26 protein-coding genes are annotated in these 19595 nt (G+C 69.9%); 7 read left to right on the top strand and 19 right to left on the bottom strand.

Going from position 1 to position 19595, the window contains the following annotated elements:
- Positions 1 to 212: 212 nt before the first annotated feature.
- The 17 genes from OG861_RS15455 to OG861_RS15375 all read right to left on the bottom strand — a co-directional run bounded on the left by OG861_RS15455 (position 213) and on the right by OG861_RS15375 (position 11176).
- Positions 213 to 1100, bottom strand: coding sequence for a bifunctional DNA primase/polymerase (locus OG861_RS15455; protein ID WP_330261750.1), 888 nt, complete (start codon positions 1098 to 1100; stop codon positions 213 to 215).
- The gene (locus OG861_RS15450) at positions 1097 to 1786 is read right to left on the bottom strand and encodes an SAM-dependent methyltransferase (protein WP_330261749.1); all 690 of its coding nucleotides are present in this window, start codon (positions 1784 to 1786) and stop codon (positions 1097 to 1099) included. The genes OG861_RS15455 and OG861_RS15450 overlap by 4 nt, the downstream gene beginning before the upstream one ends.
- Before the next feature lie 81 nt (positions 1787 to 1867).
- Entirely contained in the window at positions 1868 to 2146 is a 279-nt protein-coding gene (locus OG861_RS15445; RefSeq protein WP_330261748.1) for a hypothetical protein, read from the bottom strand.
- Positions 2147 to 2166: 20 nt separating this feature from the next.
- A complete protein-coding gene (locus OG861_RS15440) occupies positions 2167 to 2337 on the bottom strand; it encodes a hypothetical protein (RefSeq protein ID WP_330261747.1) in 171 nt (56 codons plus the stop codon).
- 115 nt (positions 2338 to 2452) lie between these two features.
- Positions 2453 to 2608, bottom strand: coding sequence for a hypothetical protein (locus tag OG861_RS15435; RefSeq protein WP_330261746.1), 156 nt, complete (start codon positions 2606 to 2608; stop codon positions 2453 to 2455).
- A gap of 17 nt (positions 2609 to 2625) precedes the next feature.
- Entirely contained in the window at positions 2626 to 3087 is a 462-nt protein-coding gene (locus OG861_RS15430; protein WP_330261745.1) for a DUF6197 family protein, read from the bottom strand.
- Entirely contained in the window at positions 3084 to 5240 is a 2157-nt protein-coding gene (locus tag OG861_RS15425) for a type IV secretory system conjugative DNA transfer family protein (RefSeq protein WP_330261744.1), read from the bottom strand. The genes OG861_RS15430 and OG861_RS15425 overlap by 4 nt, the downstream gene beginning before the upstream one ends.
- A gap of 12 nt (positions 5241 to 5252) precedes the next feature.
- Positions 5253 to 5645, bottom strand: a complete 393-nt coding sequence (locus tag OG861_RS15420) for a hypothetical protein (protein ID WP_330261743.1) — start codon at positions 5643 to 5645, stop codon at positions 5253 to 5255.
- 8 nt (positions 5646 to 5653) lie between these two features.
- Positions 5654 to 6124, bottom strand: a complete 471-nt coding sequence (locus OG861_RS15415) for a hypothetical protein (protein ID WP_330261742.1) — start codon at positions 6122 to 6124, stop codon at positions 5654 to 5656.
- 655 nt (positions 6125 to 6779) lie between these two features.
- On the bottom strand, positions 6780 to 6995 hold the full coding sequence (locus OG861_RS15410) for a hypothetical protein (protein WP_330261741.1): 216 nt from the start codon (positions 6993 to 6995) through the stop codon (positions 6780 to 6782).
- A gap of 1 nt (position 6996) precedes the next feature.
- Positions 6997 to 7617, bottom strand: a complete 621-nt coding sequence (locus OG861_RS15405; RefSeq protein WP_330261740.1) for a hypothetical protein — start codon at positions 7615 to 7617, stop codon at positions 6997 to 6999.
- A gap of 37 nt (positions 7618 to 7654) precedes the next feature.
- Complete coding sequence (locus tag OG861_RS15400; RefSeq protein ID WP_330261739.1) at positions 7655 to 7897, bottom strand: hypothetical protein; 243 nt, start codon at positions 7895 to 7897, stop codon at positions 7655 to 7657.
- 28 nt (positions 7898 to 7925) lie between these two features.
- On the bottom strand, positions 7926 to 8264 hold the full coding sequence (locus tag OG861_RS15395; protein WP_330261738.1) for an RRQRL motif-containing zinc-binding protein: 339 nt from the start codon (positions 8262 to 8264) through the stop codon (positions 7926 to 7928).
- Positions 8261 to 9277: a hypothetical protein gene (locus OG861_RS15390; RefSeq protein WP_330261978.1), complete on the bottom strand. Its 1017-nt coding sequence runs from the start codon at positions 9275 to 9277 to the stop codon at positions 8261 to 8263. The genes OG861_RS15395 and OG861_RS15390 overlap by 4 nt, the downstream gene beginning before the upstream one ends.
- A gap of 56 nt (positions 9278 to 9333) precedes the next feature.
- Entirely contained in the window at positions 9334 to 9606 is a 273-nt protein-coding gene (locus OG861_RS15385; protein ID WP_330261737.1) for a hypothetical protein, read from the bottom strand.
- Entirely contained in the window at positions 9603 to 9872 is a 270-nt protein-coding gene (locus OG861_RS15380; RefSeq protein WP_330261736.1) for a DUF6284 family protein, read from the bottom strand. Before OG861_RS15380 ends, OG861_RS15385 begins: the two co-directional genes overlap by 4 nt.
- Before the next feature lie 506 nt (positions 9873 to 10378).
- Entirely contained in the window at positions 10379 to 11176 is a 798-nt protein-coding gene (locus OG861_RS15375) for a GntR family transcriptional regulator (protein WP_330261735.1), read from the bottom strand.
- Between the two features lie 29 nt (positions 11177 to 11205).
- On the opposite strand from OG861_RS15375, the gene OG861_RS15370 reads away from it, so the two are divergent.
- Positions 11206 to 11649: an NUDIX domain-containing protein gene (locus tag OG861_RS15370; protein WP_330261734.1), complete on the top strand. Its 444-nt coding sequence runs from the start codon at positions 11206 to 11208 to the stop codon at positions 11647 to 11649.
- Positions 11650 to 11976: 327 nt separating this feature from the next.
- On the opposite strand, the gene OG861_RS15365 is transcribed toward OG861_RS15370, so the two are convergent.
- Positions 11977 to 12948 carry a hypothetical protein gene (locus tag OG861_RS15365; RefSeq protein ID WP_330261733.1) on the bottom strand — a complete coding sequence of 324 codons (972 nt, stop codon included), beginning with the start codon at positions 12946 to 12948 and terminating at the stop codon, positions 11977 to 11979.
- Complete coding sequence (locus OG861_RS15360; RefSeq protein ID WP_330261732.1) at positions 12945 to 13490, bottom strand: DUF6932 family protein; 546 nt, start codon at positions 13488 to 13490, stop codon at positions 12945 to 12947. The genes OG861_RS15365 and OG861_RS15360 overlap by 4 nt, the downstream gene beginning before the upstream one ends.
- A 520-nt stretch (positions 13491 to 14010) precedes the next feature.
- On the opposite strand from OG861_RS15360, the gene OG861_RS15355 reads away from it, so the two are divergent.
- The 6 genes from OG861_RS15355 (at position 14011) to OG861_RS15330 (ending at position 19476) form a co-directional block, all read left to right on the top strand.
- Entirely contained in the window at positions 14011 to 14430 is a 420-nt protein-coding gene (locus tag OG861_RS15355) for a DUF6344 domain-containing protein (protein ID WP_329196804.1), read from the top strand.
- Positions 14431 to 14749: 319 nt separating this feature from the next.
- The gene (locus OG861_RS15350; protein WP_329196806.1) at positions 14750 to 15910 is read left to right on the top strand and encodes an acyl-CoA dehydrogenase family protein; all 1161 of its coding nucleotides are present in this window, start codon (positions 14750 to 14752) and stop codon (positions 15908 to 15910) included.
- Complete coding sequence (locus OG861_RS15345) at positions 15907 to 16842, top strand: bifunctional MaoC family dehydratase N-terminal/OB-fold nucleic acid binding domain-containing protein (protein ID WP_329196808.1); 936 nt, start codon at positions 15907 to 15909, stop codon at positions 16840 to 16842. Before OG861_RS15350 ends, OG861_RS15345 begins: the two co-directional genes overlap by 4 nt.
- Entirely contained in the window at positions 16842 to 17918 is a 1077-nt protein-coding gene (locus OG861_RS15340) for an acyl-CoA dehydrogenase family protein (protein WP_329196811.1), read from the top strand. Before OG861_RS15345 ends, OG861_RS15340 begins: the two co-directional genes overlap by 1 nt.
- Entirely contained in the window at positions 17915 to 18313 is a 399-nt protein-coding gene (locus OG861_RS15335; protein ID WP_329196813.1) for a MaoC family dehydratase, read from the top strand. The genes OG861_RS15340 and OG861_RS15335 overlap by 4 nt, the downstream gene beginning before the upstream one ends.
- Complete coding sequence (locus OG861_RS15330) at positions 18310 to 19476, top strand: lipid-transfer protein (protein ID WP_329196815.1); 1167 nt, start codon at positions 18310 to 18312, stop codon at positions 19474 to 19476. The genes OG861_RS15335 and OG861_RS15330 overlap by 4 nt, the downstream gene beginning before the upstream one ends.
- Positions 19477 to 19595: the final 119 nt, after the last annotated feature.

The following is a 19595-nucleotide window of genomic DNA, read 5'->3' as shown; positions in this document are numbered from 1 at the left end:
GCTGGCGCCGTACGAGGGCGGGGCGACGATGTGGATCCAGGCCACCGGCCGGCGTCCGTCGCCGCCGTGCAGGTCAGGGCGAACCGATGAAGGGACGCCTTCGGCGACGACCCTCGGCGCGCTACGGCCGCCCCGAGCCGGGGCCGTCTTGGCGGGGCCGGTCCCCGCAGAGGCGGGGGGCAGGCCTTCCAAGGGGAGCGGGAGCTGATCGCTCATGCCGTCTCCCGGGCGCGGACCGTGCGAGCGGAGCTGTCGAGGGCGCTGCGGATCGTGGCGCGGCACTCGGCCACGGTGAGTCCGCGCTCCTCCCCCGCCGCTTGGAAGGCCTCCTCGACCTCTTCGCGGGGGAGGTCGCCCCACGCTACGAAGCGCCCCACCTTGAACGCGCTGCGGTTGAGCGTGTTGTTCGCCTGCTTTGCGGGCGCCTGCCGGACGGCGTTGCACTCGGCGGCCAGTGCTGCGCGTGCCGCACTGCCGGTGCGGACTGATCCCGGCATCCGAAGGCGGAGCGGGTGGGGGGCCGGGGGCTGCAGGAGGACCAGGAGCCAGGCGGGGAGTTCGAGGACCGGGGACGGGTCGCTGATCTCGTAGATGCCTGCCCCCGTGGTGCTGCCGGGGGCGACGACGTAGCCGCCGTGTGCGCGGGTGTCGATGAGCGGGGCGAGCTTGCCCGCGGTGTTCCCGAGGCGGATCCCGGCCGGGGCGGTGAAGTAGAGGTGTGTCCCTCCGGAGGGAGTCCGGACGGTGAAGGTGGCTGGGACGGGCTGCCCGGCGCGCTCGCAGAGCGCCGACAGGTTCTCCGCGCCGCCAGGCGCGTCCTGACTGCTGTCCTGCTTGGGCATGTCCAGGTCGATCACGATCAGCCCGGCGGGGCCGGTGGCCAGGCCGACGTTGTAGGGCTTGTGACTCCAGCATCGGACGATGGTCGGCTGGTGGGTGGTGGCGCGCTGCTCCCACTTCACGTGCCCGTCAGCGCATACGCCGGTTCGGGGGCAGCGGTCCTCGCGATGCAGGGCAGGGTTTTTTGCGCCGGGACGGAGCGGGAAGACGGGCCAGCCCCGTTCAGCCACGGCCAGTGCTGCGCGCAGAATCTCGTTCATGCGGCCACCGCCGGCGCGAAGATGCCGAGATGAGCCAGGGCGTGGGAGCCGATCCACTGGGCGTAGGCGGGCGGGATGCATTCGCGGATGCCGTCGCGGTTCATCCACGGCACGCCCATCACACGCCGGGCGAGCGGGACACCGGAGAAGTTGCCGACGAACTGCCCGTACCAGCCGTCGGGGACGGGGCGGCCCATCTTGGCCTGCGGAGCGGTGTGGGCGGGATGCGGGGGCGGGGTGAGGGTGAAGCCGCCGCCGGTCTCGAAGTACCGGTGGCGGTACGTCTGGAGTCCGAACATCGCACCGCAGAGCATGACCGGCTGGTGCAGCTTGTGGGCGGCGCCGCGGACGTTCTCCATCACCCAGGGGCGGCCGGTGGCGTTGAGGGCGTCGCGGGTGGGGGCGATGAGGTCGGGGTGGGTGTTGCCCTGGATGCGCTGGCAGTCGGTGTCGTGCTGGCAGGGCGGGGAGGCGTGGATGAAGTCGAAGCCGGAGCCGAACGCACGGATGAAGTCGATGGCGTCGCCCTGGTGGAAGGCGAGGGGGTAGCGGGGCTGGGCGTCCTTGTCGACGCCGGTCACGTCGAATCCGGCGCGGTGGTAGCCCATGCCGGCGCCGCCCTGGCAGCAGAACGAGTCCAGTAACAGGGGCCGGTGCTCTCGCCGGATGTCGGTGGGGTGGGTCATGCTGGAGTCCTCCAGTTCAGTGGAACGTGCTGGATGAGGGCGGCCCCGGTCATTGGCGTGAGGGGGCCGCCCTCGGCGTTTCTAGAAGGGGGGTTCGTCGCTGTAGCCGCCCGCCCAGGGGTCCGGACTGGCGCCGGACCGGTTCCGGCGGTGCGGGAGCGGGAGGAGCACCCATCGGCGGGTCTCGTCCCAGCAGTGGCAGGGCTCCCACTCGGTGCCCGCGTACTCGCCGGTGGAGTAGTCGCCGTAGTCGCGGTTATGACCGCCGATTCCCTGGCAGTCGCGGCAGTCGAGCCGGGGCGTGTCGGTCAGGACCAGCGCCGGACGCGGCCAGTTGGTGCGGTGGATGCGAAATCGCACAGTTCTCCTCCTTGTACTGGTCAGTGGCGGGTGTGGTCGCTGGCCAATTCGATGAGGCGCTTGGCCTCGTCGGGGGTGACGTGGCGGTAGCGGACCGAGACCCGGCATCCGGGGTGAGGGCAGCGGACGGTGCGGCTGCCGGTGAGGAGCGCGAGGGCGTCGCTGACGCGCTCGGGCAGGGGCTGTTTCACGCGGTGGCCTTTCAGCGGTTGTTGCGGGTTCCGGTGGCGCGTCCGGACATGAGTGAGGGCGGCCCGGTCTTCGTTGAGAGGGGGCCGCCCTCGTTGTGTCCGTGGGGCGTGGCGTTCAGTTGTTGATCTGTCTGCGGACCTCGGCGACGAGGCGGAGGATTTCGAGTGCCATGTCGGTGATGGCCTGCAGTTGCTCTTCGACGTCCGCCGGGCCTGTGAAGGAGAAGGACGGTTCGTGGTCCGGTCTGGGGTTGGTGAACGAGAACGACACGGGTAGCTCCTGCCGGGTCAGATGTTCATGTGGCGGGCGCGCTGGATGGCGGCCTCCCACACCCCGCGTACCTGGGCTCCGGTGTGGGAGTCGTTCCAGGCCGGGACCGACTCCCACTGCTTGCCGTGCTGCTTGCGGGCTTCGTCCAGGAGGAGGTTCCCGGCGTCCCGGTAGGCGGCGTTGCGGGTGCCGGCGGCGGCTCGCAGGGCGCCGATGGAGCAGCGGGCGCCTTCGGGGTGGATCAGGCGGTGCTTGGCCCACCCGTGGGTGTCGAGGAAGGCGAGGGCCTCGGTGAGGGTCTTCTCGACCGGGCCGGGCAGGTGCACGGGCGGGGCGGCGGCGAGGATGAGGGACGCCGGTGTGGGAGCGGCCGAAGCTGCGGGGGCGACGGGTTCCGGGGTGGGGTCGAGGACCTGGAATGCCTTCGCGTACAGGTCCTGGTCGATGGGGGTGAAGCCGGTGTCGGTATCGGTGTTCATGGGGCCCTCCACAGTCCGCTTTCGTTGGTGATCTCGTCTCGCTTTTTCAGCTCGGACAGGCGGGGCTTGATCTTGTTCGCGGTGGTGCCCAGCTTCCGGGCGATGGTCTCGGCGGTCATGCCGATGGATGCCTCCCGCAGGAGTTCGAGGATTCGCGGTTTGATCAGCTCCTGACCGTCCGCCGGTCCGGTGGGGCCGGCGGGGTCGGTCTGGGCCCGCTGGTTCGGCACTGGCGGGCCCTGCTGGGTCTTGGTGAGGAGGTCGGCGAGGCTGCCGATCAGGTTCTTGCCTCGCTGGTCGACCACTGGGGTGTGTGTGATCGCCTCCCGGTGCTGCCAGGCCTGGCAGTCCTCCACGGCCACGGGTGGCCGACCTCCGGCCAGGGAGGCCGGGGGGACGTCCAGGTAGAGGGAGCGGAACTGGACCGCCTGTGAGCCGGGGGTGAGGAGGTAGCCCAGGCCGAAGGTGCCGTCTTCGGGGTTGGCGACGGCTTCGGTGTCCAGGCCGCTCATGTCCCGGTCGGCGACTTTCCGGGCCTGGCCGGGCCACGAATCGGGGATCATCGACAGGTCGATTCCCTCCGCGCCCTGCACCGCGTTCGCACCGACCAGGGAGCCTTGGCCCTTGGCGCAGCGCAGGAACACCGCGCCGCCGCCGATCAGGAGCTGGGAGCGGATGATCGAGGAGTTGCCGAGGTCCTCGGCCAGCGGGGTCTGGGTGGCCAGGACCACCCCGATCCCCCGCTTGAGGGAGCGGCGGGTCATCTGCTCCACGATTGCCTTGGCCTCCGCGTGGTACGGGGAGGAGACCGACAGCAGCATGTGCGCTTCGTCGATGACCGCCAGGACCAGCGGGTCAGTGAAGGGGAACTTCGGCGAGCGGTAGCGGGCTTCGCGGTCGAGCATCAGCGCGTAGGCCAGGCGCAGGGCGCCCATCGCTTCGTCCAGGCCGTCCCCGCAGAAGGCGGCCAGGCCTGCTCCGGCGATGGTGCCGGCCTGTGGGGAGGACAGGATCACCGCGATGCGGGACTTGTGGGCGGAGAGCAGGAGCTGCTCCAGCACTCCGGACTTCCCTGAGCGGGACCCGCCCACCAAGTACAGGTGGCGGGCGCCGGACCCCGGCTGCGCCAGGGGGACCAGCGCGGCGTGGGCGTCGATGTAGGTGCCCAGGCGGACGTATCCGCGAGAGTCCATGGCCAGCTCGTCCACCACGGTGGAGAGCATCGTGCCGTGCATCAGCGCGTGTTCCTTCATCACGCGCACCCCCATTTGCGAGGGCTTGTCGGTAGCGGCCAGAGCGATCTGGATCGTCGATAGGTCGAGGTTCCCCGCGAGGTCCTGGATGTTGACGGTCCCGATCGCCCTGCGGGGGCGGGTGGCGATTCCTTCCCAGTCCAGGGGCCCGTCGTAGCGGGTGAGGGTGAGGGTGGTGCCGGGCATCGCTCCTTCCGGGACGGCAACGTGTGCGGCCCACAGCTCCTCGGGAGTCGTGGGGGCGCCGGCCGTGATCTGCGGGGCTGCCGATGGCTTCGTGAGGTAGACGGTGATCGGGAGCGCGTTCGGCGCGAAGTGCTTGGGGTCGCCCATCTCCACTTGGGAGACGGGGATCTGGTAGACAGAGGCGATGTCCGCTGCCTTCACCCGGACCTGCTGACCCTGCGGCAGCGTGATGATCCCGCTGAACGACAGCTGGTCCTCGCCGACGTCGATGGCCAGATGGGCCAGCTGAGCGCCGGCCTGGATGAGCTTGCGGCCTTCGGTCTGGGTGGGTCCGGAGATGAACTCCGTCCACCACGCGGTGATGAGCTGTGCCTGTGAGGTCTGCTCCGCGGTGGTTGTGGCCGGGAGGGCGGGTACCTCGCCGCCGGTGTTGCGGTGGTGGGCCAGGGCTGCTGCCCCGGCCGGTACCGCGAGCCCGAGCGCGAACAGGGGGTCCATGCCGGAGGCGAGGATTTGGTGGGCGGCGATGCCGCATCCGCCGGCGGTGATCCCGCAGGCGATCAGGGAGCGCAGTACGGGGGCGGAGGCGCCCACGGCCCACGCCCCCGCTCCGGCCGCTGCGGCGGCGAGAGCGGACCAGGGGCCGGCGGTCACGGATGCCACCGCGAGTGCGGCGGGCGCGTACTGGATCAACTGTGCTCGGGTCGGCCCCATGGTCCGGCCTCCTTACTGCTGGGTGTAGAAGGCGGCTTCGGCCATCTCGACCGGGGAGGTGTCCACCGCGTCGGCGATGCCTCCGTGGTCGGACTCGACGGTCGTCTTGGCGTCGTCGGCCGCCGCGGCCGCGCTGTCCGCCGCCGCGGTGTAGGCGCCGGCGGCTTCCTTAGCGCCCGTCATGGTCAGGGCCGCGTCGGCGAACTCGGCGGTGGTGGCCGCATCCACGGCCAGCGCCTTCATCGTTTCGGCGGCGTCCTGCATCTGCTCCGCGGTCTCATCCACGTCGGTGGTCAGCTTGGTGACGGTCTCGGCGTGGGTGTGGACCTGGTGGGTGAGCCAGGCAAGCTTGGTCCGCAGGGCCGCGTAGGTCACGGCGTCCTGGAGGGATTCGGTGACAGACATTCGTTCTCCTATCGGGCGTTGTAGAAGTCGCGCTCGGCGGGCTTGGTCAGCGGGGAGTCCGCGACGGCCCGGAAGATCTGGCCGTGCCGGACCTCGGCGTTCGCGGATGCGGTCCGACAGGCTTCCTCGCCGCCCTGGATCTGGTCGTGGAGCTTCTTGGCGGCGGCGGCCTGGAGGTCGAGCTGTTCCTTGAGGTGCTCGCACTTGCCGATGAGGTTCTCCCCGACGCCCTTCTCCGTGATCTCGGCGATGAGCACGTCGCAGTCCGCGGCAAGCTGGGCGGACTCGTCCACGAGTTCCAGGCAGGTCTCGGTGCTGGACTGGCACAGGGTGGCCGCGCCTTCGGCAAGGTCGATGACCTGCGTGAGGGTGATGACCTCACCGCCGCTGTAGGTGCGGGTCTTGCCTGCGGCGGTGGTGACGTGGACGCCGTTGGTGTCGACGGTCGCGGTGTGCGGTACGGGCGGGTTGGGCTGCATCGCGGGGTCCTTCCTGATCTGCTCGGGAATCGTGACGGGCGGCGGGGCAGGGACGGTGCCGGGCGCCGGGATGGTCGATTCCGGCGGAGGCGTGGCAGGCGCCTCCGCGGGCGGCGGAGTCGGGGGCGTGGTGGGCTTCGGGGGCACAGTCGGCTTGGGCGGCACGGTGGCGCCGGCAGTCGGCGCGGACGGCGCGTAGGGCGCGGATGGCGCCCCGGGCGAGGTTGCGGACGGCGAACCGGAAGGGGCGGTGTCCGGCTTTTTCATGTAGGCGGAACGCCACCCGTCACGCAGGCCACCGGCCCAGTGGGCGCCCGCCAGAAGCCCGTAATGTGCTTTCGCCGCCGCGTTGTAGGAGGCGTTCCGGAAAGTGTCCGGCGCCCTCGTCGGCGACCATTTGGCTTTCGGTTTCGGTGGCGGCTTGCTGATTCCCGCCTTCTCGTATGCGCCGTGCGTGTTGTTGGCGCCGACGAGGTAGGAGATGGCGAGGAGAACGAGGAGTTCCACGAGCCTCCTTACGTGACAGTCTGTAGTCGTGGAGGGTTACCGGTTACCGGTTACAGGCCCTGTGGACGCCGGTTCGGGCCGCACGAGGCGGTTCGAGGCGGTGTCTGTGGGCTGTAACCGGTAACCAGTAACCGGCACGGATGGTGGCTCAGCGTGACGTACCGATGGTGCTGACCGTGCTGTTCGCGGTGTTGAAGACGGATTCGAGGGTGCTGCGGATCTCGTCGCTGAACGGTGTGTACGGCAGGAAAATCCCGGAGACGATTAGCATCAGGCAGATCGCCATCTGCTTTCCCTTGGTCTTCTTGAAGGTGAAGAACAGGGCCCAGCAGAACAGGGCCAGGGCGAAGAACTGGAGCGTCATCTCACGCACCCTTCTCGAAGGTGAATCCCTTGTTGTTCACGGGGGTGACCGCACCAGAACCGGAGGGTGCGGAGAGCTTCTTGTAGGCGAGGAGACCGCCGCCGCCGACGAGCGCCACCCACAGCCAGGGGCTGGACGTGATGCCGTCTCCGGCACTGCCGGCGGGCTCCTGCTTCCTGGGGGCGGCGCCCAGACTCTTGGGGGCTTCGCACGCGGGGATCTTCGACACCTCGTACGAGGCGGCCTTGGCCACCGCCGCCGCCCTGACCTTCATGCACTCCTGGTAGACGGTCATCTCCCGCTCGTACAGGGTCTTGGCCGCGGCTTCGGCGGTCTGCGCCCGCTGCTTGTCGGCCTCTGCCTCAACCAGGGCGTTCGCGGCCCGCTCCTTGTCCCGCGCACGGTCCTGGGCGGCCTGCTCGCCCTGCATGCTGGTGACGGCCACGACCGTGCCGCACACCGCGAGAACGGCGATCGTGCCGCACACGGCAAGGGCGGCGGTGTTGCGGCGGACCCCGCCGATCTTGCCGATCGTGGCGGAGAACTTGGACGACGTGCTGGGCTTTGGCGGGGCTTCGGTGTTCATGCGGGTGAACTCCTCGTCCCAGTCGATACCGGACATGGCGGCTCCCTCCTTCCAGGGCTTGGGCCGCACGGGGTCAGAGCCGGTTGGACTCCAGGGCGAAGAACAAGGTGGTCGCGCGGGCCATCTCCGGGTGATCGGCGATCACGTACCGGCGAAGGGCCTGGAACGCGTCGTAGCGGGTCGTCCCAGGGGGCGGGGTGTAGGTGCCGCTCTGCGTCATCGACGCCTGGCCAGGCAGCTCCAATGTCAGCGTCCAGAAGTGCGAACCCTGGGCGGCCGGGGCGGGGGTGGTGGTCTGTGCGTCGGGCGTGGTCACGTGAAACTCCTGATTCGAGTCGGGGTGTTCAGGCGGGGCGCTGATCATCGGCGTCCGCGCACGGGACGCACATGCCGAGGGAAGCCGGGATCACGTACCCGGCGTCCCGGCGGCAGGAGGGGCAGTGGCGGCGGGCGGCGTTGGCCTTGGCGAGGGCCGCGGCCCGGCGGGCGGTCATGGGCCGCACCGGCCTCGCCTGGTCGATGCGGTAGAGGTAGGCGACCAGCGGGCCGCGCCGGCGGCGGGGCCGCTCGACCTGTGCGGCGACGTCCTGTCCGCCGGGCCGAAGCCCGGCGGCGCGGAGTTGGCGGCGGGTGGCCAGTCCGTCGGGAGCGAGGCGCCACCGGTAGACGGGCAGGGTGGTCACCGGGGGCTTTCTTCCTGGGCCATGAGGGTGGCCCAGGCGCCGCGGATGCGGGCTTCGCCGCCGGTGAATCCGGACTCGCGGAACGCGGCGGCGCTCTGCCGGTAGGACAGGGGCGGATCATCGGAGTAGCGCAGATAGCGGAGGACGACCACGATCTGCTCGTCGGTCAGCGGCTCCCCGATCAGTGGCGTGGGCACCCCGGCGATGACGGCGACCTCGTTAAGCGTCACGGGCGTGACGGCAGGCGTGACGGAGGGCGTGACGCCCTCCTCTTCCAGCCCGGGCAGCGGGTCGCTGACCTGCGTGTCTTCCCCGTCACGCCCACCCGTGACGGACCCCTGTCCTGCACCCGGTTCGGGTGCCGGAGGGAGGGCGGGAGTCACGGCCGCCGTGACGGCGTCACGGCCACCCGTGACGGGCTCGGCGGGGGGTGTGACGGTGATGGCGAACATGTCGCCGAGGGCGACGTCCGCGCCGGTGGTGATCCGCTCCCGCTGCACGTCCAGCAGCCGGGCCCCGAGCGTGGTGTCCGCGGTGCCGACCTTGCGGGCCAGGCGCCACGACGCCCGGTCCGAACGCTTCCGGATCTTCGCGTCGGGGTGGTTGGCCGCTCGGGCGCGGTGGTAAGCCAGGGCCTGGACCACGGCCGCGGCCCGCGCATCGGACTCGGCGTCCCGGCCGTCGACGTGGACCACGATCCGCCGGGCCAGGAAGGCCATGCCCTCGGCCGAGACGGACATGCCCAGAGGGGTGATCGCGTAGATGACCGTGCGCGGCCCGTCCGGTGCGGCGACGGCCGACATGGCCGACGCGGCGGCCGGCAGGGCCCACAGCCCGGCGCGGACCACGGCCGGGGAAGACTGCCCCAGCATGGTCAGCCCCAGCAACACCAGAGCCAGTACCGCGGTGGCACCCTCACCCGCAGCGACCGCGCCGAGGGCGGTACCGGAGTTATAAGCGCCCTTGATGTTGGAGTACGTGCCGTACCCGCCGGCCGCGCCCGTGGTGAGCATCGGGGCGAACGCGAGGCCGAGGACGAACTTCTGAGCTCCGGTCAGCGGGCGGCCGGTCACCGCTCTTCCCCGTCCTTCTCGAACTCGTATGGGGTGTAGGTGACGGGCTCCTCGGCGGTCCGGGTGCGGATCGTGCCGGTGGCAAGCCGGGGGTCCCGGCTGACGTTCCGATTCGCCCTGAGGGTGATCCGTACGGCGAGTGCCCGGCGCTCCAGCAGCCTGTAGTAGAGCCGCTCGTCCGCCTCCGCGATCGACGGCAGCGGCACGTCCAGGGCTTCCACGATCGCGTCCAGCAGGTCGGCATACGCCATGTCGGTGCGCTCGTTCATGCCGCGTCCCCCGAGACCTGCGTACCGGTGGCGCGGTTGGCCGCGTTCCGGCGGGCCGTCAGTACCCGGTTGTGGGCCCGGCGGATGCGGCGGGCGTCGAACTCGGACGCGGGCCGGTCCAGCATCGCGATCAGCGCGTCCAGCAACTCGACCTCGGCCAGGACCACGGGCATCTCGGTCTCGATCGCGTCCAGCTCCGCGTCCGACGGCTCCAAGCCGTCGGACCATGGGGTAACAACGTCGTGAAGTGCAGCGATGGGCTTCATGGGTCTTGCTCCTTCTACGGAGGAACGGGACTCGGCAGCCCCCGGCGCGGGAACGCCGGGGGCTGCACTGCATTGCGAGTGGAGCGGGATGTGCTCGGCTCCCTGCGACCCCGCCCGTACGCCGCGGGAGGCGGCGGACGGGCGGAGGAGGCAACCGGCCGCAGCAAGTGCTGCGGGAGTTGAGTGCGCGAACCTGTGCCGCGCTGACCGCCTTTTCAGCTACAGGAGGCGGTAACCACACTCTTCAGTTCTCAAGCAACCAGCGCTTTCCGACGGCGCGCGGTAGGCCAGGAAGGCTCTCCCGTGGGTACGGGGCACCGCCGGAGCGAAGTCATGCGGACAGAACGCGGTACAGGCGTCTGAGCGGCCCGAGATAGACCCACTCAGTCCCTTAGTCATGTACTCCTGTGCAGGAGTCATGAGTAAGAGAGTGCTGCACTCCTGTAGAGGAGTCAACCCGCGGGGCAGCGAGTCGCGTCGCGGGATGACTCAAATATGGTGGGTCATCAGTCGTCGGCAGGGATGCGGTACTCCAGAACGAACTGGTCAGCACTCATGAGTGTGTCGCAGACCTCAACCACTCGACCTGACTTGATTTGAGCGTCCCGCATAAGGTGAATGACCGGTGCCCCCGGGCTCAGACTGAGCGAGCCCTGCTCTTCCTTGGTGGCGAGACGAACGCGCACCGTCTCCCGGAACTCCACCAGAAGGTCCCCGCGCTCCTCGATGCGCGCGTAGATCCCACCCGGCCCCGGGTTCTCCTCCCTGAGCTGCGGGATCTCTTCGGCAAGGTCCCACGGGAGGTAAGACGTCGCCTCCTCGGTGGGGACGCCGTCGCTGTAGTAGAGCCGGCGCCGCGCGAGCACCTTGGTACCCGGCTCCAGCCCAAGGCGCGCGGCCACCTCGGCTGGGGCCTCGGTCTGGCCGACGAAGAGGACGCGGACGCTGGGCTTCGACCCCGACTGCTCGGCCTCAGCCAGATACGCGGCCTTGCCGCCCTCCCTGTGCGAGCGGCGAAACCGGTCGCTGGATTTTCGCTGTACCGGCGGAGCCTTCCGGACGAAAGAGCCACGCCCATGGTGCGTGTCGACCAGGCCGCGAACCCTCAGCTCGGTCATCGCCTTGCGGACGGTCCCCTGCGCGACCGAGTACCGCTCCATGAGCTCGGACTCGCTCGGCACCTTCTCCCCGGGGCGAAGCCTGGCCAGAGGGTCCCCAAGCGCTTCCTGAATCTGCTGGCTGAGGTCGTCCGCGATTTGAAGGTAGCGCGGGCGGCCCGCGTCACGTGCTGGCGAGAGAGGCATACTCTGCTGATTCTCCTAGACTCATGTATATGACTAACGCTACCGCCGAGAGGCCGCTGCACTCCGTCTCGGTCGCCGGAATCGTCATCAGAGATGACGGTCGTGTGCTGGTGATCCGGCGCGCGGATAACGGCGCTTGGGAGCCGCCCGGCGGCATCCTTGAACGGAACGAGCGACCCGAGGAGGGCGTGCTGCGCGAGGTGGCCGAAGAGACCGGGATCACCGTCGAGGTGGAACGGCTCACCGGGGTCTACAAAAACCTCGCGCTCGGCGTGATCGCTCTCGTCTTCCGGTGTCGGCCTGTCGGCGGGGTGGAGCAACTGTCCGACGAGTCAACGGCTGTCCGCTGGCTCACCCCCGCCGAGGCGGAAGAGGCCATGAAGGAAGTCTTCGCCGTACGGGTCGCGGACGCCTTGGACGGTCCGGTGCCGCATGTACGGTCACATGACGGAGTTCGACTGCTCGCCGCCTGACGACGACTTCTGTCGACATCGTCAGCTAACGCCGCAGACACCTCCCGACTATGGGGAGAAGCATAGGCGGGGCCTTCGCCTCACCACCTCGCAGCAGAAAGAACTCCCTCGTCGGGGTCATCCCGGCGCATTCGGGGCGCTGTCCGACGATCACGCGACGGGTGCGCTTGTTCAGGTTGTTCACCGTTGATGCCTCAACGGGGCGCTGGTAGGGCCCGAAGTGCACGTCAGGTGGGCGAATTGCTGTCGGTCGGAGCGTGACCGGGCCGGATGTGCTACGGCCCGGTCACTCTGGCGACAACGAGGAACGGTCACGCCACGCAAGAACTACAGATTGCTCAACCCGAGGATCGCGAAAATCCGCCGTTCGCGCCCTCCGGCTGACGTCACTCTCGTCACTTCCACCTCGGCCTCCACCCTGTTGCCGAAGTACTGCGCAAGGCGGGGGGTGAGGGATTCGTCAGTGCTTGCCTGAATAACCTGCCCATTGTCCGTCCTGATCTCAACAGTCCCTCGGAGGGCGCTTGCGCTTCCGAGCCAGCCGACCAGACGAATGATCTCGGCGTTGTCGAACTCGCTGTGCTCGCAGAGATAGCGCACGCGTTCGGCTCCGACTGGGCTCCACTGGCTATGCCTCGGCTCCTGATTCGGTGCGTGCCAGGCGACTCGCAGCCCCAGCCTCGCCTCAGTAAGCCCCGCAGTCAGCGCTCCGAGGTGCTTCATCGCGCGTTGCCCGAGAGGAACAAGCTTCTCCGCCAACAGCTCGTTTGCTTGGCCTGCACCCTCAGAGAGATCCACAACGTCAAGGACAGTGTCCAACGCGTTGTCGAGGATGGGTCGCGCCTCACCAGCAGGCTCGGGGAAGAGCCCGTCAGCCCCATCACCCTGCGGACCGTAGACAGCAATGCCGAAGGACGATGGGAACACAGCTGACGCGCTGAGCGCGGTGGCCTCGCGGATGCTCCGCGGAATCGACGCGCTACTGGTTGGCCGTCCCGTCAGGGCTTGCGCAACCGCAGAGACCGACTCCTGAAAATTGGCGAGGAAAGGTCCCAGGACCGACACGCGCACCGTGTGCTGGCTGGTGGCCTCGCCGGTGAGAGCCAAGTCGAGGCGGGACCGAAGCTCCGCTGCTTCGGGTACATCGACAGCCCGAAGGAGCCGGCGGCGCTGAACAGCAGCGAACTCCTCCGGCGTAGTCGGTACGGGGGTCCCCGCACCGGTCCGCCTGTTCTCCCGCATCCACCGGCGCACAGCTTCCTTGTCAGCCGGGTCGGGGAATGGGGCGGGGGCCGTCATAGCAGCACCTCCACGTATCCTCGGCGCAGCTCGCCCAGACGCCCCGCTGGGTCTGAGGACGCTCGGGTTCGCTGCCAAACTTCATCGTAGAGCCCGATGTCCCTAAATGACTCGCTAGTAGCGCTTGTGAAGAGGCTCGGCATCATCTGCCAAAAGGGCATCGCGTCTGGCAATCGGACGACATATGCGTCTATTCGCATGGAATGCTCGGTGCACCAGGGCTGGTCCGTCAGCTCACCGAGGGAGACGAGTGACTCCTGATCGAGGCGGTCGTAGACCTCCGACCTCAGCAGGTAGGTGACATCAACATCGCTCGGCTCTTGCTTGCCACTGATGAAGCTTCCCCCCACCCACAAGCGGGTGATCTCTCCCGTCCAAGCCTCGACGGCCGCGCGGTGATGCTCCCATTCTGACCAGAGCTCCCGGCGCCTAGGCGAATCAAGTGCTTCGACGAACTCGGCATACAGCACATCGAGGCTCGCCGCGTACCGCCCCGGAGGCAGAAAGCCTGTGTCTGGGTCCAGCGCTGGCAGGTGTTTCATCGGACGATCCCCCCTCGTACGTCGCCCGGCAAGGTTGATCGTAGCGGCGCCCCACCATTCCCCGGGAGGGCAATGCGAGGGGAACCTCAGTGCGTAGGGGGCAATCCAGGGTTGGTGGTGGACACGCCGAATGATCATGACTGTGGCCATCCTCTGGCCAGGGCGCCGGCTGACGACCGGCTGACGGAGTCAAAAGGCCAGGTGAAGGGGAGTGGGAGTTACGCCACGCGATCGGTCTTGAAAACCGTCGTGGCGCGAGTCACCGTGGGTTCAAATCCCACACCCACCGCACCAGGTCAGACAACGCGCTGATCAGAAGGGGCACCCCGGACCGGGGTGCCCCTTCGTCGTGAGCGGGGCGGGCGGGAGGGGGCGGCGCCGGTCCTGAGAGGCATTGGTCCCTTTGAGTGGTGTTTGTCGGAAGATCGGCGTGCGTGGTGGGGTTCGTGCGGTTGCGGAACCATCATGACGAATGTATTCAGATCCGCCCTTCGGAACATCGCGAAATGAGGGACCCGTCATGGCTCTCCGCAGCACCGTCACGTCGTTCTGGACCACCGTCCTCGCCGCGGTCGTGGCGATCCTCGCCGCACTCGGCTTCGACGTGAAGGCCGTCTCCGCCGCCCCGGCGACGTTGGTCGCTCCGGTGGTTCCGGCGGCCCGGCGCCGGCCGGCGATGATGGCGCGGCGGACGTGGCGGGCGATGATGCGCGGAGGCTCGCTCCCGCCCACGATCAAGCAGCGGATCCGGGCCGAAGCGCACGGCAAGAACCCTTCCGTCCGCCGTTCGACCACGGCCCTCGCCGCGGGTGGGCCCGCCGGAGCCGTCGGGCAGCCGACCGCTCCGCCCGCCGCCGACGGCCCCGACCGGCAGACCGCGGCCGTCGCCGCCGGTGGGCGCGTCCGAGTCGTCGCCGGGCAGCTGGAGCTCGCCGCGTAGACGGGCAGTACGCAGTACGGGTCCGAGTGGAACAGCGGGCGCTGGAGCCCGGCCGGTGACGGCCGCGGATCGCGCCCGAGGCGCCCCGGCAGCGGGCGCGATGGACTGATCCCCGGCGGCGCCGGGGTGCGCGGGGCGTGAAGCGTGGCATCGCAGGGTCGCAGGCCCGGGAGACGGCGGGATTCCCGGACGGCGCGGCCCTTTTCTGCATGTCGGACCGAACGGGTTCACCGGGCCGTTCGTCGGCCACCTTGACACCGACCAGAAATCTGACGGACAGTCAGTTCCACTCGTCGATGTGAAGCCGGGAGGCCCGCGCGTGCACCTCGCCCCGACCGGAAGCCAGTTGCGGCTCCGCTGCGAACTGCGGAAGTACTTCCGCGCGCTCATGCCCGACGGACCACCCGAGGACCCCACCGCCCAGCGCGCACTGCTCCGGCGCATCGGTGAGGACGGCCTGCTCGGCCTCGGCTGGCCAGTCGAGTACGGCGGTCAAGGACGCGGAGCGGACGAGCAGTTCGTCTTCTTCGACGAGGCCTACCGCGCCGGCGCCCCCGTCTCCATGGTCACCCTCAACACCGTCGGGCCGACCCTGATGAGGTACGGGACGCAGGCACAGAAGGACAGGTTCCTCCCGGGCATCCTCAAGGGCGAGCTGGTCTTCGCCATCGGCTACTCGGAGCCGGAGGCCGGCACCGACCTCGCCTCACTGCGCACCAGAGCCGTGCGCCAGGGCGGTCCCGAAGGCGACTGGCTGATCGACGGGCAGAAGATCTTCACCTCCAACGCCCAGAACGCGGAATGGATCTGGCTCGCCTGCCGCACCGATCCCCAGGCTCCCAAGCACAAGGGGATCTCGATCATCCTGGTGCCCACCGACGCGCCCGGCTTCGGCTGGACCCCGATCGAGACGGTCGGCGGACTCACCACCACGGCCACCTACTACGACTCCGTCCGCGTGCCCGCGGGCCACCTCGTCGGACCGGAACACGGCGGCTGGGGGCTGATCACCAACCAGCTCAACCACGAGCGCGTGGCACTGGCCGCCATAGGCATGCAGGCCGAGGACTTCTACGAGCGCGCCCTCGGCCACGCCCGCACCCCGGACCCCGTCACCGGGGAACGGCCGGCGGACCACCCCTGGGTACGGTCCCGCCTCGCCGAGGCCCATGCGCGGCTGGCCGCCGTACGCCTCCTCAACTGGCGCCTCGTCCAGGACGTCGCCGACGGCACCCTCGCCCCCGGGGACGCGAGCGGCGTCAAGTTCCTGGGCACCGAGTCCACCGTCGAGGTGTACCGGATGTGCCAGGAGGCGGTGGGAGAGGAAGCACTCGTCCGAGGGCCGGGGGGCTTCGCGGGAGGCGAGCTGGAGCGGATGAACCGGGCCGCCCAGATCAACACCTTCGGCGGTGGGGTCAGCGAGGTCCAGCGGGAGATCGTCGCCATGATGCGGCTGGGCATGAAGGGGAGGAAGCGATGACCGCGGACCCGGCCGGGGACGCCGAGGAGGCAGCCCGGTTCCACGCGCTGCTGAAAGACTTCGAAGGGCGCCCCGCCGCCTCCGGAGGCCGCGCCAAGGACCTCGTGAACGAACCGATGATCCGTCATTGGTGCGAGGCGGTGGGTGACACCAATCCCGCCTACACCGGCCCGGACGCGATCGCCCCGCCCACCATGCTGCAAGTCTGGACGATGGGCGGCCTCTCCGGACACGGCGACCGCTCCTGCGCCTACGACGAGCTCTTCGCGCTCCTGGACGGCGCGGGGTGCACCTCGGTGGTCGCCACCGACTGCGAGCAGGAGTACCTGCGCCCGCTGCGCCCCGGGGACGCCGTCACCTTCGACGCAGTGATCGAGTCGGTCTCCCCGCGCAAGACGACCAAGCTCGGCACCGGCCACTTCGTGACGACCCGGATGGACGTGCGGGCGAACGGCGAGCCCGCCGGCACCCACCGCTTCCGGATCCTCAAGTTCGCGCCCGCCCAGCGGGCCGTGCAGGAGCGACCACCCGCGGCGCGCCGCCCGCGGCCCGTGATCAACCGCGACAACCAGGGCTTCTGGGACGGGGTGCGCGAGCACAAGCTGCTGATCCAGCGCTGCACCGCCTGCGCCACCCTCCGCTTCCCCTGGCTCCCGGGCTGCCCTGCCTGCGCCGGCTCCGACTGGGACACCGTCGAGGCGAACGGGGCCGGCACGGTCTTCAGCTACGTCGTCATGCACCACCCGCCCTTCCCTGCGTTCGACCCTCCCTACGCGGTCGCACTCGTGGAACTCGCCGAAGGAGTCCGGATCATCAGCAACATCACCGGTGTCCCCTACGACAAGGTGCGCATCGGCCTGCCGGTCCGGCTGGAGTTCCTGCGCGTGGACGAGGACCTGGAACTGCCCGTCTTCCGAGGGAGCGAGGGCTGATGGACTTCCGTCCCACCGAGGAGCAGGCCGACGCGGCCGGCCTCGCCGCCCGTATCTTCCGCGACCTCGCCACCCACGAGCGCCTCGCGGCGGCGGGCAGCGGCAGCGACGCCGAACTGTGGAAGGCCCTGACGAGCGCCGGGCTGACCGCAGCCGTCGAGGACGTCGGCCTGCTCGGCCTCGTGCTGCTGTTGGAGGAACAGGGCCGCACGACCGCCCAGGTGCCGTACGCGGTGACCTGCGCCTACGGGATCCTCCCCCTGGTCCGGCACGGCAGTGCGGACCAGCGCGCCCGGCTGCTGCCCGCCCTCGGGACGGGCGAGGCGGTGGCTACCGGGGCCTTCCCCGCCCGGGGCAGGATCACCGCCGCACCCGACGGGCGGCTCACCGGAACCGTCCCGGTCGTGCCCTGGCTGCGCGATGCGACGCACGTACTGGTCCCGGACGCGGAGCGGTCCCTGTGGCTCGTACGGACCGACCTGCCCGGTGTGGAAACCTCGGCGGTGGAGACCACCGCGCCATGGGCCGCGGGCCGGCTGGCCCTGACCGGTGCGCGGGCCGAACCGCTCGGGCAGGGCCCCCAGGCCTACGAGGACGTCCTCGCCGTTGCCCGTACCGCCTTCGCCGGGCTCCAGGCGGGCGTCTGCGCGGGCTCGCTGGCCCGCGCCGTCGCGTACACATCCACCCGTGAACAGTTCGGCCGGCCGCTGGCCACCAACCAGGCCGTCATGCTCCGCGCCGCCGACGCCCACATGGACACGGAGGCGATCCGGGTCACCACGTACGAGGCGGCCTGGCGCATCGACGAGGGCCTGCCCGCGGGCGAGCACGCGCTGACGGCGGCCTGGTGGGCCTCGGAGGCGGGCAAGCGGGTCGTGCACGCCGGCCAGCACCTGCACGGCGGTATGGGCGCCGACCTGGACCACCCCGTCCACCGCCACTTCCTGTGGGGCCGCCAGCTGGACGCCTACCTCGGCTGCGGAAGCGAGCTGCTGGCGGAGCTGGGCACGCTCCTGGCCGAGGCCCCGCCCGAGGCGCGGGCTGCCCGGAAGACGCACGAACGGGAGGAAGCATGAGGGTCGGTGACGCACTGCCGCCGCTGGAGATCGCGATCACCCGCACGCTCATCGTCGCGGGCGCCATCGCCTCCCGGGACTACCAGGACGTGCACCACGACGCCGAGCTCGCGCGCGAGAAGGGCTCCCCGGACATCTTCATGAACATCCTGACCACCAACGGCCTGGTCGGCCGGTACATCACCGACCACCTCGGGCCGGCAGCCACCCTGCGCAAGGTGGCCATCCGCCTCGGCGCCCCCAACTACCCCGGGGACACCATGACCCTCACCGGAACCGTCACCGCCCTCGACGGGGACACCGCCGAGATCCGGGTGGTCGGAGCCAACGGCATCGGGCACCACGTCACCGGCACCGTCACGGTGTCCCTGGACGCACGGGAGGCAGCGCAGTGAGCGTCCGGATCAGGGACGAACTGGGCGGCCGGGCCGCCATCGTCGGCATCGGCGCGACCGAGTTCTCCAAGGACTCCGGCCGCAGCGAGCTCAAGCTCGCCGTCGAAGCCGTCCACACCGCCCTCGACGACGCCGGGCTGACCCCCGCCGATGTCGACGGGATGGTCACCTTCACGATGGACACCAGCCCCGAGATCACCGTCGCGCAGGCGGCCGGCATCGGGGAGCTCTCCTTCTTCTCCCGGATCCACTACGGCGGCGGCGCGGCCTGTGCCACGGTCCAGCAGGCCGCCCTTGCAGTCGCCACCGGGGTAGCCGAGGTGGTGGTCTGCTACCGGGCCTTCAACGAGCGTTCCGGGCGCCGCTTCGGGTCGGGGGTCCAGCAACGCGAACCATCCGCGGAAGGCGCGGCACTCGGCTGGTCACTGCCCTGGGGGCTGCTCACCCCGGCGTCCTGGGTGGCCATGGCCGCCCAGCGTTACCTGCACGCGTACCACCTGACCCCCGAGGCCTTCGGGCACGTCGCGGTCACCGGCCGCCGGCACGCGGCGAACAACCCCGCCGCCTACTTCCACGGCAAACCGATCACCCTGGCCGACCACGCCGCATCACGCTGGATCGTGGAACCCCTGCGTCTGCTGGACTGCTGCCAGGAGACCGACGGCGGTCAGGCCCTGATCATCACCAGCACCGAGCGGGCCCGGAGCCTGCGGCAGACGCCCGCCGTGATCACCGCGGCGGCGCAGGGCGCCGGCCGCCGCCAGGAGGCCATGACCTCCTTCTACCGGGACGATCTGACCGGGCTCCCCGAAATGGACGTCGTCGCACGTCAGCTGTGGCGGACCAGCGGCCTGCGGCCCTCGGACATCGACGTCGGCATCCTGTACGACCACTTCACCCCGTTCGTTCTCATGCAGCTGGAGGAGTTCGGATTCTGCGGCCCCGGGGAGGGCGCCGATTTCGTGGCCGCCGACGCCCTCCCGCTCAACACCCACGGTGGCCAGCTCGGAGAGGCGTACCTGCACGGTATGAACGGCATCGCCGAGGCCGTCCGGCAGCTGCGCGGCACCTCGTCCAACCAGGTCACGGGCGCCGTTCACAGCCTGGTCACGGCCGGAACGGGGGTACCGACCTCCGGCCTGGTCCTGAGCGCCGACGGCTGACTCGGGCGCCCGTCGCCGGCACCGCTCCTCCACCTACAGGTGGTGCGGCCGGCCCCGGCACTACAACCTGAGACGGATCCCGTTTCGGCACCTGCGGCCGATCCCAGGGCCGCCCCGCG

Origin of the sequence: Streptomyces sp. NBC_00539, assembly GCF_036346105.1 — a bacterium.
In the GTDB taxonomy this organism is placed as follows: domain Bacteria; phylum Actinomycetota; class Actinomycetes; order Streptomycetales; family Streptomycetaceae; genus Streptomyces.
Note: the sequence above shows the minus strand (reverse complement) of the source record. Positions and strands in the feature narration are given on the sequence as shown.